This window comes from Streptomyces sp. NPDC001668, from assembly GCF_042893155.1.
Taxonomy (GTDB): domain Bacteria; phylum Actinomycetota; class Actinomycetes; order Streptomycetales; family Streptomycetaceae; genus Streptomyces.
This window is the reverse complement of record NZ_JBIAUQ010000010.1, coordinates 115705-128117: the sequence shown is the minus strand read 5'-3', so window position 1 is coordinate 128117 and position 12413 is coordinate 115705. Positions and strand designations below refer to the sequence as shown.

Genomic DNA, 12413 nt, shown 5'->3' with positions numbered 1-12413 from the left:
GCGTCGCTCGTTCACCGGGCATGACAGCTATGACCCCCGGCTCGAACATCCCCCTCCCCGTCACCCGTGTGACGGTGGACGTCTCCGCTCCGGTGCGGCTCGACGTATCGGGCCTGCTGCTCACCGCCGACGGCAAGGTGCGCTCCGACGACGACTTCATCTTCTACAACCAGCCGACGGGGCCGGGGGTCACCTACCGGTCGGGCGGCGGTACGGCACCGGACGCGATCAGCGTCGACACCGCCGCCCTGCCCCCGGGCATCGAGAAGATCGTCGTCACCGCGAGCCCGGACGCCGCGGGCCAGACCTTCCAGGGCATCGAACCGACGGCCACGATCCGGGGCGCGGACGACAACAGCGTGCTGGCCACCTTCACACCGCCGCAGCTCGGCACCGAGACGGCGCTGGTGGTCGTGGAGATCTACCTGCGCAACGGCGCCTGGAAGGCCCGCGCGGTCGGACAGGGGTACGCCAACGGGCTGGCGGGCATCGCGACCGACTTCGGCGTCTCCGTGGACGAACCGGCCCCGGCCCCCGTGGCCCCGCCGCAGCCGGTGACTCCGCCGCCCGCCCCGCCCGCGCCGACCGTGCAGACCCCGGTGGCCCCGCCCGCCCCGGCCGTGGACCCGCGGATCGCCGCACCGCCGGCACCCGCCGCTCCCCCGGCTCCGCCCGCTCCCGCTCCCGGCGCCGGGAAGATCAACCTCGACAAGGGCCGGGTCAGCCTCCAGAAGAACCAGACCGTCTCCCTGGTCAAGGGCGGCCGCCCCCTGCTCTCCCAGGTCAAGATGGGCCTCGGCTGGGAGCCGGCCTACCGCGGCAAGGACATCGACCTCGACGCGTCGGTCATCGCCTACGGTCCGCAGCGCAACCACATCGACAGCTGCTATTTCGGCAAGCTGTCCATCGTCGGCGGCGCCATCAAGCACTCCGGCGACAACCTCACGGGTGAGGGCGGCGGTGACGACGAGGTGATCGTCGTGGACCTCGGCCGGCTCCCCCAGGAGGTCACCGGTCTCGTCTTCACGGTCAACTCCTTCTCCGGCCAGAAGTTCACCGAGGTCGCCAAGGCGTACTGCCGGCTCATCGACGCGGCGAGCGGCGAGGAACTGGTCCGCTTCGACCTCACGAACGCGGAGGCGCAGACGGGCGTGATGATGGCCAAGCTGATCAAGCAGTTCTCCGGCGAGTGGGAGATGACGGCGATCGGCGACTTCGTGAAGTCCCGCACGGTACGGGGGATGGTGAAACCGGCGGCGCAGGCCCTTTGAGCGGCGCCGGGTAGTGGTCCGTCCGCGGCTGAGCGGGGGCTGGTCGCGCAGTTCCCCGCGCCCCTGGGGCGGCTCAGCCGCGGGTCCGGTCCGACTAGGCCCGCAGTCCTTCCGTGAGCAACGTCAGATACCGCCGGATGGACTCGCCCCCGCCGTCACCCAGCTCCGCCGCCCCCGCCACCCCGTGCGCCAGCCGAAGCAGCTCGATCGGCTCGACATCCCGGCGCAGTGAGCCTTCCTCCTGCGCCGCCGACACCAACCGCGTCGCGGCCCCCCGCACATGCGTCCCGCACACCGTGAGCACCGCACTCCCGTCCGCCATCGCGGACCCCAGCAGCGTCCTCAGCCCGCGCACCTCGATCGTCCCGACGCACAGCTCGTACAGCCACTCCCCCAGCGCCTGCCCCGGCGGCAGCTCCCGCGCGAGTTCGTCGGCCCGTCGTGCGAACCCCTCGACGCGGTCCAGGTACGCCGCCTCCAGCAGGGCCTGCCGGGTCGGGAAGTGCCGGTAGAGCGTCCCGGACCCCACACCCGCCCGCTTGGCGATGTCGTCGAGCGACGCACCCTCCCCGCGCTCGGCGAACGCCTCCGCGGCCACCTTGAGCAGCCGCTCATAGTTGCGCCGGGCGTCCGCGCGCATGGGCCTGACCTGCGCCATCCACATACTCCTCGCGAACCGGAGACTCTCGCCGCATGCTATCGAACGGCAAAGAGGGCAATCCGGTCAGAAGAGCGCGCTGTACCCGTTGAGCGCCGGCTGCCCGCCGAGGTGGGCGTAGAGGACCGTGGAGTCGGCGCCGATCTCTCCGCGCCGGACGAGGTCGATCATCCCGGCCATGGACTTGCCCTCGTACACGGGGTCGGTGACCATCCCCTCGGTGCGGGCGGCGAGGCGCATCGCCTCCAGCGTGGTCGCGTCGGGGATGCCGTAGACACCCGCGTGGTACCGCTCGTCCAGCTCCACGTCCTCCTCGGTCAACTCCTTCTGTACGCCGATGAGTTGCCCGGTGCTGTGGGCGATCCGCGCGATCTGTTCCCGGGTGGTGACGGGCTTGGCGGAGGCGTCGATGCCGAGGACGCGCCGGGGCCGCCCGCCCGCCTCCTCCAGCGCCCGGAAACCGGCGACCATGCCGGCCTGGGTGGACCCGGTCACCGAGCAGACCACGACGGTGTCGAAGAAGACCCCCAACTCCCGTTCCTGGTCCGCGACTTCGTAGGCCCAGGCGGCGAAGCCGAGACCGCCGAGCGGGTGGTCGGAGGCGCCGGCGGGGATGGCGTACGGCTTGCCGCCCGCCTCCTCGACGTCCCTGAGGGCCTGCTCCCAGCTCTCCTTGAACCCGATCCCGAACCCGGCCTTCACGAGGCGCACGTCCGCCCCGGCGAGCCGGCTGATCAGGATGTTGCCGACCTTGTCGTAGACGGCGTCCGGCCAGTCCACCCAACTCTCCTGGACCAGCACGCACTTGAGCCCGGCCCGGGCGGCGCAGGCGGCGACCTGGCGGGTGTGGTTGGACTGGACGCCGCCGATCGAGACGAGGGTGTCGCAGCCCTTCGCGAGCGCGTCGGCGACCAGGTACTCCAGCTTGCGGGTCTTGTTGCCGCCGTACGCGATCCCGGAGTTGCAGTCCTCGCGCTTGGCCCACAGGGCGGCACCGCCGAGGTGCGCGGTGAGGCGCTCCAGGCGGTGGACGGGGGACGGTCCGAAGAGGAGGGGGTAACGGTCGTAGGACGCGAGGGGCATGGGGTCCTCCTGTGACGGGATGGGGCCCTCCGGGGAGGGATCAGTCGCTGTCGGCGAGTTCGGCCAGCCCTCGCCAGATCTCCGCCGTGACCCGGACCGCGCCGTCCACGTCACCGGCCGCGCAGGCCTCGATCAGCCGGTCGTGCAGGCCCGCGGAACGGCAGGTGCCGCCCTCGCCGAAGCGCCGGCGCTCCAGGCGGCGGATCAGGGGGGTGTAGCGGGCCGTCGTGGCGGCCGCCGCGCGGTTGCCGCTGACGCGGACGAGGACGTCGTGGAGTTCGTCGTCGGCGCGCAGGGCCTCGTCCACGTCACCGGCGGTGACGGCGGCGGCGAACCGTTCGTTGGCCGCGCGCATCGTCTCGACGTCGGCGGCGAACAGCCGTGGCACGGCGACCCGGGTGACCAGTTCATGCATGGCCCCGACCACGGCGGCGGCGTCCCGCACCTCGGCGGCCACGACCTGGGTCACCCGGGTGTAGCTCTGCGGCTTGCTCTCCAGCAGCCCCTCGTCGACCAGCCGGGCGAAGGCCTCCCGCACGGGCGCCCGCGACAGCCCGAGCCGCTCGGCGAGATCCGCGTCCCGCACCACCGCCCCGGGCTCGATCTCCCCGGCCACGATGGCGTCCCGGATGGAGGCGTAGGCGCGGTCGCGGAGGAGGGTGCGACCGAGCGGCCGGATGGCTTCCATGAACTGAAATGTTAGATATTAGTCGGCGGGCAGACAAGTGGGGTCTGTGTCAGGACACTGCAGTCAGAACGATGCCTACGGGCGGCAGACAGCCTCCCGAAGCTGCTTCCGCCGGAGGAAGTCGGAGACACGGCGTGGGCTCCCCCACGACGTGCCTCCGCCTCTTGCCTGCACGAGTGATCCTGTGTTCTAGCGACGCTGGCGCTTCCAGGGCCCCGTGATCGCCAGCATGATTCCCGGCGTCTGGATGTTGGCGTACAGCGTCTTTCCGTCGGGCGAGAAGGTGACGCCGGTGAACTCGCTGTATTCGGGCTTCTCTTCGGTGCCGATGTTCAGCTCGTTGCGGGCGATGGGGTAGGTGCGGCCGCTCTCGGTGGCGCCGAACAGGTGCTGGACGCCCTCGCCGTCCTCGGCGATGACGAGGCCGCCGTACGGGGAGACGGTGATGTTGTCGGGGCCGTCGAAGGCGCCGTCCTTGGAGGGGTCCGGGTTCACGCCGAGGAGGACCTTCAGCGTGAGGGTGCGGCGCTTGGGGTCGTAGAACCAGACCTGGCCGTCGTGCTGGACGGGGCTCTCCTCACGGGCGTACGAGGAGACGATGTACGCGCCGCCGTCGCCCCACCACATGCCCTCCAGCTTGCGGGCGCGGGTGACCTGGCCGTCGGTGAACTGCTTGCGGACGGAGACCGTCCTGGCGTCGCGGTCGGGCACGTCGACCCAGTCGACGCCGTACACCGTGCCGATCTTCGTGGCGCGCGAGAGGTCGTCGACGAACTTGCCGCCGGAGTCGAAGCACTTGAAGGCCTGCAGGACCCCCGCGTCGTCGGCGAGGGTGCGCAGCTTGCCGCGGCCGTGGTGGAAGCCCGCCGGCGGGGTCCAGCGGAAGAGCAGGCCGTTGGGGCCGGAAGCGTCCTCGGTCAGGTAGGCGTGGCCGCGCTTGGGGTCGATGACGACCGCCTCGTGGGCGTACCGGCCGAACGCCTTGACGGGCTTGGGGTCGCGGTTGGCGCGGCGGTCCTCGGGGTCGACCTCGAAGATGTAGCCGTGGTCCTTGGTCATGCCGTTCTGGCCGGCCTTGTCCTCGGTCTCCTCGCCGGTGAGCCAGGTGCCCCAAGGGGTGGTGCCGCCCGCGCAGTTGGTGGAGGTGCCGGCGATGCCGACCCACTCGGCGACATGCCCGTGGCGGACCTCGACGACCGTGCAGCCACCGGAGGCGGCGGGGTCGTAGACGAGGCCCTCGGTGAGCGGCACGGGGTGGGGCCAGTTGGCCCGCGGGCCCTTGAGCTCGTGGTTGTTGACCAGGAGGGTCGCACCGCGGGGGCCACAGAAGGTGGCCGTACCGTCGTGGTTGGACGGGGTGAACTCACCCGACTCCAGCTTGGTCTTGCCGCTGTAGGTGATGACCTCGTACGTGAATCCGGCGGGCAGCGCGAGCAGGCCCTCGGGGTCGGCGATCAGGGGGCCGTAGCCGACGCCGCCGTGGGCGCCCGCAGTCTGCGCGTCCGCGCTCTCGACGTCGGTGGCCGCGAGCGCGTTGGGGGCGGTGGCGAGAGCGCCGACCGTGCCAGCCAGCGCGACTCCGGCCCCGGTGATCGCGGATTTCGCGGCAAAGTCCCTGCGGGTGAGCGACATGGTGTCTCCTGAGACGGTGGGTATGCCGTGGAGGGTGGGGGACCTCGGGTCGGCGCTACGCTCCCGCCCACATCTGAACACCGGTTGAACGCCAGGAGACTTCAGTGCACCCGGTTCCATGAATCAACAAAGGGCGAGAAAAGAGCCTCTTTCAGGGGCGCGGGGAACGCGCGACCAGCCCCCACTCACCCGCACCCGCGACACAACCTCAACCCCCCTGCTGCGACCGCGCCTTGAACGCCGCCTTCCGGGCCTCCTTGGCCACCTTCTTGTCGGGGTGCAGCCGCCCCATCGCCTCCAGCACATCCGCCGTGGCGGGATGGTCGACCTTCCAGGCCGCCGCGAAGAACCCGCTGTGCTGCTGGGCCAGCCCCTCCACCAGCGCCTGGAGTTCCTCGGAGTTCCCCTCCGCGGCGAGCTGCGCGGCAATCGTGTCGACGGTCAGCCAGAACACCATGTCCTGGGACGGCGCGGGCACATCCCCGAACCCCCGCTCGGCCAGCCAGACCCGGGCCAGCCCGCCCAGCTCGGCATCGTCGAGGACGTCCCGCAGCGCGGGCTCGGCGACCGTGCCGACCAACGACAGGGCCTGCTGGCACCGCAGCCTCCGCAGCGGCGCCCCCGTGTCGCTCCCCCGGGCCGCCGCCAGCAACTCCCGTGCCGCCGCGAGAGGTTCACGCCGGTCCAGCCACTGCTCGGTCTCGGCCTGGGCGGCCGCGGGCGGGAACCCGGCGGTGCCGTCCAGGAGCGCGTCCGCCCCCTTGTCGGCGAGGTCGCCGACGGCCGGCGCCGGGATGCCCGCCTCCAGCAGCCGTGAGCGCAGTCCGTACAGCCCGAGCGGGGTCAGCCGCACCATGCCGTACCGGGAGACGTCGGTGTCGTCGACGGGCGCGGCGGGCTCCTCGTCGGCGTCGGCCATCAGCGCCTCGTCGACGGGCTGGTACTCGACGAGCCCCACCGGCTCCAGGATCCGGAACTGGTCGTCCAGCCGCATCATCGCGTCGGACACCTGCTCCAGGACGTCGTTGGTGGGCTCGCCCATGTCGCTGGGCACGATCATCGAGGCGGCGAGGGCGGGCAGCGGCACGGGCCCGTCGCCGGGGCCGTCCGCGCTCACCGTGAGCAGGTAGAGGTTGCCGAGCACCCCGTCGAGGAACTCCTGCTCGGCTTCCGGGTCCCAGTCCAGGGAGGCGAAGTCGACCTCCCCGCTCTCGTCCAGGGCGTCGACCAGATCGTCCAGATCCGGCACGCTCGCGTCGGCCAGCGCGGTCTCCAGAGCCGTCGTCCACACGCCGAGCACGTCCTGCGGGGACCCGGACAGCAGCGCCAGGTCCTCGCCCGTGACCACCGTGCCCTCCTCCTCGTCGGTGATCTCGACGAGCCCGGTGTCGACGGCGACCCGCCATGCCTCGCTCGCGTGGGCCGCCGCCTCGTCCCCGGTCAGTCCGAGGTGCGCGGCGGCCGCGGGCAGCTGCTCCTCGACGAGTCCGCCCCCGGCGTCGACCCGCGTGTCCTCGCCTGCCCAGCGGGCGAGCCGGGCGGCCCGGGCGAGCAGCGGGGTGGACAGGGCGGCCCGCGCCAGCTCCGCTTCGGGGTGCAGCCGCACCGGCGGCAGGGGGGAGCTGTCTGACATCGGCTGGTTCTCCTCGGACGCGTCGTGCCACTCAGCCGCTCAGCGTAGACGGATATGGACCCATGCCGCCCGGTTCATCTCCCCGACCGCTCCCGTCCATGGCTGAAACCTTGACAACTGGACTGACCAGGCAGGAGATTGACGCGCGTAGAAATCCGCCGGACATCTGTTCACTGTATTTTCTACGCGCGTCGCAACCGCCCCACAGGTCGCGGCTCCCACCGTTCCACGTCACCCTCGTCCCGGCGCCTACGTTCGTCCCCGGAGGGATCCCGTTGCCGAGCAAGAAGTCCGCGCGTCTCGCCGCGCTCACCGTCGCCGCCCTGTCCGCGGCCTCCACCGTCGTCCTCGTGTCGCCCGCGCACGCGGCCGCCGTCAGCATCCATGACATCCAGGGCGCGACCCGGATATCCCCGTACGCCGGTCAGAAGGTCACGGATGTGGCCGGAATCGTCACCGGTGTGCGCACCTACGGCTCCTCCAAGGGGTTCTGGATCCAGGATCCGAACCCCGATGCCGACCCGGCCACCAGTGAGGGCGTGTTCGTCTTCACCAGCTCCGCCCCGAAGGTCGCCGTCGGTGACGCCGTCACGGTCACCGGCACGGTCTCGGAGTACGTCCCGGGCGGCACGTCCAGCGGGAACCAGTCGGTGACCGAGATCACCAAGCCGACGGTCACCGTCGTCTCCAGTGGCAACGCGGTCCCGGCGGCCACCGTGGTCGACGCGAGGTCGGTGCCCGCCGCGTACGCCCCGGAGGGCGACCCGGCCGCGGGCAACTCGATCAACGGCCTGACCCTCCAGCCGAAGAAGTACGCCCTGGACTACTACGAGTCCCTGGAGGGCATGAACGTCCAGGTCAAGGACGTTCGCGTGGTCGGCGCGACGGACCCGTACACCGAGCTGTGGGTGACGGTGAAGCCGCGCGAGAACGCCACCGAGCGCGGCGGCACGCTCTACGGCTCCTACAGCTCGCAGAACACCGGCCGGCTCCAGATCCAGTCGCTGGGCTCGACCTCCGCCTTCCCGGTCGCGAACGTCGGTGACGTCCTCACCGGCACCACCGCGGGCCCGCTGGACTACAACCAGTTCGGCGGCTACACCCTGGTCGCGGGTCAGATCGGCACGCTGGAGAGCGCCGGTCTCCAGCGGGAGACCACGCAGAAGCAGCGGAACGGCGAGCTCGCGGTCGCGACGTACAACGTCGAGAACCTCGACCCGACCGACGCCACCTTCGAGGAGCACGCCTCCGCGATCGTGAACAACCTCAAGTCGCCCGACATCGTGTCCCTGGAGGAGATCCAGGACAACAACGGCGCGAAGGACGACGGTACGGTCGCGGCCGACGTGACGGTGAACAAGCTGATCGACGCGATCGTGGCGGCGGGCGGCCCGAAGTACGACTGGCGCTCGATCGACCCGGTCAACGACCAGGACGGCGGCGAGCCCGGCGGCAACATCCGCCAGGTGTTCCTGTTCAACCCGGAGCGGGTCTCCTTCGTCGACCGCGCGGGCGGCGACTCGACGACCGCCGTCGGTGTCACCAAGGTGCACGGCAAGGCCCAGCTGACGGCCTCCCCCGGCCGGATCGACCCCGCGAACGACGCCTGGAAGTCCAGCCGCAAGCCGCTGGCCGGCGAGTTCGTCTTCCGTGGCCGCACGGTCTTCCTGATCGCCAACCACCTCAACTCCAAGGGTGGCGACTACGGTCTGACCTCGGCGACCCAGCCGGTGCCGCGCAGCTCGGAGGTCCAGCGCCACGCGCAGGCGACGCTGGTGAACGCGTTCGTCAAGAGCATCCTCGACGTCCAGAAGAACGCGGACGTCATCGCCCTCGGCGACATCAACGACTTCGAGTTCTCCGACACCGCGAAGATCCTGGAGGGCGACGGCGAGCTCTGGTCGGCGATCAAGTCGCTGCCGAAGAGCGAGCGTTACACCTACGACTACCAGGGCAACCAGCAGGTCCTGGACCAGATCCTGGTGAGCCCGTCGATCCGGCGCGGCTGCGACTTCGAGTACGACAGCGTGCACATCAACTCGGAGTTCAACGACCAGATCAGCGACCACGACCCGCAGGTGCTGCGCTTCAAGCCGTAGCACCCGCTGGACTCCCGCCCGGTCAGGCCTGGTTGAACACCCCGTTCAGCCAGGCCTGCCACTCGCCCTCGCACTCCTTGATGTCGGAGTCGGGGGCGAAGTCGTGCAGGGAGATGCCGACCGGGTGGCCCCAGTGGTTGCGCCCGAAGATCCGGGTGAGGCCCCGGTCGGTGCGCAGGCCGATGAAGTACGGGTTGCGGAAGTCGACCACGGCCTCGAAGGTGTCCGGCCCGTGGACCGTCAGCCGGGTGCCCGCGGCCACCTCCTCGCCGACCCCGAGCGCCCGTCCCACGACGGTGAGGGCGTCCGGCGCCTTGGACGCCTCGGGTCCGTCGAAGGTGGCGAAGGCGGCCGGGCGGGGCGCGAAGTGGGTGAGGTACTCGCGCAGGGTGTGCAGATAGAAGTCGGTGTGCTTGGCGGCGCCGTCGTACTGGTTGTCCCAGTCGTCGACGAAGATCCCGCTGTGGACGTACCGCACCCAGGCCCGCCGGCCCTCGTCGCGGGGCTCGACGGTGTAGTCGAGCTGGTTGAGGGTCTGCTCGTTGATGCCGTCGACGTCCTCGACGCGGTTGGTGTAGCGGTGCGGCGGGTCCCAGGCGGTGACCTTGGACCCGAAGGGGCCGGTGCCGCCGACGCGGGGCTCGGGCGGCTCCATCGGCCACAGATAGCCGCCGGTCCCGGTGGTGATCGCCTCCCACACCTGCTCCGGTGTGGCGTCGACCTCGAACTCGCGGGCGATCTCGAACTCTTTGGACATGATCTACTCCAACTCGCTCTGTTCGGTGGGCTCGCTCTGCTTGAGCGTGGGATGGACCGCCACGACGATCCGGTGATCCCGTCCGCCCTCGGCGTCCGGGGCGTCGTACTTGCGGATCAGCGCGGTGATCCCCGCCGTCAACTCCTGGATGAACGCGGCCCGTTCGGCGGCCGAGGCGAAACACACCTCGCCGTCCAGCGCATAAGTCGCCAGCCGCTTGCGGGCCTTGGCCGCACCGGTGATCAACTGACCGACATCCCGCACCAGTCGGGCCCCGAGCGCGAGCAGCCAGCGCGCGGAGAGCTGGTCGCGGAAGCGGTCCGGGTCGGGCTGTACGGCGGCGAGGGCGAGCGGCGAGATCACGTACGACGCCGCGGTCGCCCGCATCAGCCGCTCGGTGACATTGCCCTTGCGGCGCTCCCCCGCGAGCTCGACCAGGCCGTGCCGCTCCAGCGCCTTCAGGTGGTAGTTCACCTTCTGCCGGGGCAGCCCGACCTTGCCGGCCAGCATGGCGGCCGACGCGGGGCCGGCCGCCAGCTCGGCGAGCAGCCTCGCCCTTATGGGGTCCAGGGAGACGGCTGCGGCCTCGGGGTCCTCGATCACGGTGACGTCCAGCATGGATCCACCGTCTCACCGAAAACTTTTTTTGTCCAGACGAGCAGAGTTGTCGGAAGCGCCCCCGCCGGAAGCGCCTCTGTCCGAGGCCGCCCTATCCGGGCAGCAGGCCCAGCGCGTGGTCGTACCGGCTGACCACACTGCTCTTCAGCCCCGGCCAGGTCTGCACCCGCTCCCAGCGGTCCGAGGCCGAGCCGATCCCGTCCCCCGGCGCGGCGAGCGCGTCGAGGTGGGCCTGGGCGCTCTCCCACTCGGCGTAGTTGAGGACGCGGGTGCCGTCGGTGCTGAGGTGGAAGTGGGCACCGATACCGCCGGGGTGCGGGTTCGGCTCGCTCTCCAGCGCCTCGATGACGGCGTCCACCCAGACGCGCTGCCGGTCGGGGTCGGGCCCCTCGAACTCGATGTCGACGATCACTATGCAGCCCGGAATCCGCTGGTCACCGTCCCGGACGGCGCTGCGGTAGTGCCGGTAGCGGCCGAGCCCCACCCGCTCGATGCCCGGGACGGCGGTGTCGATCTCGTCGACCCGCTCCAGGCGCTGGGTGCGCGCGAAGGCCTCGTAGGCCTGCTCGTCGGTCCACTGCGAGTAGTGCAGGAGGCTCGCGGTGTCGTGGCTGGTGTAGACGTGGTAGCCGAGGAGTCCGCCGGCGGGCCACGGCCGGCGTTCCCAGGCGCCGGCGATGGCCTCGACGGTCTGCCGCTGCCGCAGCGGGTTGCCGACCCGCCAGGTGCTGAAGAGGGACGCGCCCACCCCGGGGCGGGTGAGGTCGGGATGGATGTCGGTACGGCGGGTCATACGCGGGACCTCCTCGGATCGCAGCTCGGTGTGTGCGCCGCCCACCCTTCAACCTCAACCTCGATTCAGGTCAAGTCGGCTGTTCGGGAGGCGATTCGGGAGATGGTTTCGGGAGACCCGCCACGGCATGGACGAGCAGGCCGAGGAACAGCCGCACAGCCCCTCCAAGTTGCCCGCGCGGTCCTGGCGCGCGGCGCTGCGGCGCACGGCGAAGGAGTTGCTGGACGACGAACTGGCCGACCGCGCGGCGGCGTTGACGTACTACGGCGTTCTGTCGCTGTTCCCCGCCCTGCTGGTGATGGTCTCCCTGCTGGGCGTGGTGGGGCAGCGCGCCACGGACAAGATCCTGGACAACATCGGGGACCTCGCGCCGGGCCCGGCCCGGGACATCCTGCGGGACGCGGTGGTCCAGCTCGGCGACAGCGGCGGCACGGGCAGTGTGCTGGCGGTCCTGGGACTGCTCGCCGCGCTGTGGTCGGCGTCCGGGTACGTCGCCGCGTTCATCCGTACGTCCAACGCGGTGTACGACCTTCCCGAGGGGCGCCCGGTGTGGAAGCTGACCCCGCTGCGGATCGCGCTGACCATGACGTTGATGCTGATGCTGGCGGCGAGCGCGCTGATCGTGGTGTTCACCGGCCCGCTGGCCGAACGGGCGGGCCGGGCCGTGGGGTTCGGCCACGCGGCGATCGCGCTCTGGGACGTGGCCAAGTGGCCGGTGCTGCTGCTCCTGGTCGTCCTGATGATCGCGCTGCTGTACTGGGCCGCCCCCAACGTCCGTGTGCACGGCTTCCGTTGGATCTCCCCGGGCAGTGTCCTCGCCACCCTGGTCTGGCTCGCGGCCTCCGCGGGCTTCGCGCTCTACGCCGCCAACTTCGGTTCGTACAACAAGACCTACGGCACCCTCGCCGGCGCCATCGTCTTCCTGGTGTGGGTCTGGCTGACGAACCTGGCGATCCTGCTTGGCCTGGAGTTCGACGCGGAGCTGGCCCGGGAGCGCGCGATCGCCTCCGGTGCGGCCGAGCCGACGGAGGAGCCGTATGTGGAGCCCCGGGACACGCGGAAGTGGCCGCCGAGGCTGCGGGCGCGGGTGTCACGGGGGAAGTGACGCGCCCCGCGGCGGGCGGACCGCACGCACGGATGTGGGCGGCACCCGGTGGTTCCGGGTGCCGCCCCCTCCGGTC

General features: G+C 71.1%; 11 protein-coding genes. 3 read left to right on the top strand and 8 right to left on the bottom strand.

What is annotated here, in order from left to right; genetic code table 11:
- The first annotated feature begins 29 nt into the window (after positions 1-29).
- A complete protein-coding gene (locus tag ACFYZ8_RS28235; RefSeq protein ID WP_388538089.1) occupies positions 30-1271 on the top strand; it encodes a TerD family protein in 1242 nt (413 codons plus the stop codon).
- 94 nt (positions 1272-1365) lie between these two features.
- Here ACFYZ8_RS28235 and ACFYZ8_RS28230 read toward each other — a convergent pair whose 3' ends face one another.
- The 5 genes from ACFYZ8_RS28230 to ACFYZ8_RS28210 all read right to left on the bottom strand — a co-directional run bounded on the left by ACFYZ8_RS28230 (position 1366) and on the right by ACFYZ8_RS28210 (position 6965).
- A complete protein-coding gene (locus tag ACFYZ8_RS28230; protein ID WP_359029659.1) occupies positions 1366-1929 on the bottom strand; it encodes a helix-turn-helix domain-containing protein in 564 nt (187 codons plus the stop codon).
- A gap of 66 nt (positions 1930-1995) precedes the next feature.
- A complete protein-coding gene (locus ACFYZ8_RS28225; protein ID WP_388537885.1) occupies positions 1996-3012 on the bottom strand; it encodes a 1-aminocyclopropane-1-carboxylate deaminase in 1017 nt (338 codons plus the stop codon).
- A 40-nt stretch (positions 3013-3052) separates the two neighbouring features.
- Entirely contained in the window at positions 3053-3700 is a 648-nt protein-coding gene (locus ACFYZ8_RS28220; protein ID WP_388537883.1) for a GntR family transcriptional regulator, read from the bottom strand.
- A 189-nt stretch (positions 3701-3889) separates the two neighbouring features.
- Positions 3890-5332, bottom strand: coding sequence for an alkaline phosphatase PhoX (locus ACFYZ8_RS28215; RefSeq protein WP_359029656.1), 1443 nt, complete (start codon positions 5330-5332; stop codon positions 3890-3892).
- Between the two features lie 208 nt (positions 5333-5540).
- Complete coding sequence (locus ACFYZ8_RS28210) at positions 5541-6965, bottom strand: hypothetical protein (RefSeq protein WP_388537881.1); 1425 nt, start codon at positions 6963-6965, stop codon at positions 5541-5543.
- Positions 6966-7240: 275 nt separating this feature from the next.
- On the opposite strand from ACFYZ8_RS28210, the gene ACFYZ8_RS28205 reads away from it, so the two are divergent.
- Positions 7241-9064 (top strand): endonuclease/exonuclease/phosphatase family protein, encoded by a 1824-nt coding sequence (locus ACFYZ8_RS28205; RefSeq protein ID WP_359029654.1) that lies wholly within the window; start codon positions 7241-7243, stop codon positions 9062-9064.
- A gap of 22 nt (positions 9065-9086) precedes the next feature.
- On the opposite strand, the gene ACFYZ8_RS28200 is transcribed toward ACFYZ8_RS28205, so the two are convergent.
- From ACFYZ8_RS28200 to ACFYZ8_RS28190, 3 genes are all read right to left on the bottom strand, one after another.
- A complete protein-coding gene (locus ACFYZ8_RS28200; RefSeq protein ID WP_359029653.1) occupies positions 9087-9821 on the bottom strand; it encodes an SRPBCC domain-containing protein in 735 nt (244 codons plus the stop codon).
- A gap of 3 nt (positions 9822-9824) precedes the next feature.
- Positions 9825-10439, bottom strand: a complete 615-nt coding sequence (locus tag ACFYZ8_RS28195) for an ArsR/SmtB family transcription factor (RefSeq protein ID WP_388537878.1) — start codon at positions 10437-10439, stop codon at positions 9825-9827.
- A 91-nt stretch (positions 10440-10530) separates the two neighbouring features.
- Complete coding sequence (locus ACFYZ8_RS28190) at positions 10531-11232, bottom strand: antibiotic biosynthesis monooxygenase (RefSeq protein WP_359029651.1); 702 nt, start codon at positions 11230-11232, stop codon at positions 10531-10533.
- Between the two features lie 127 nt (positions 11233-11359).
- On the opposite strand from ACFYZ8_RS28190, the gene ACFYZ8_RS28185 reads away from it, so the two are divergent.
- A complete protein-coding gene (locus ACFYZ8_RS28185; protein ID WP_359029650.1) occupies positions 11360-12337 on the top strand; it encodes a YihY/virulence factor BrkB family protein in 978 nt (325 codons plus the stop codon).
- The last annotated feature ends 76 nt before the right edge of the window (positions 12338-12413 follow it).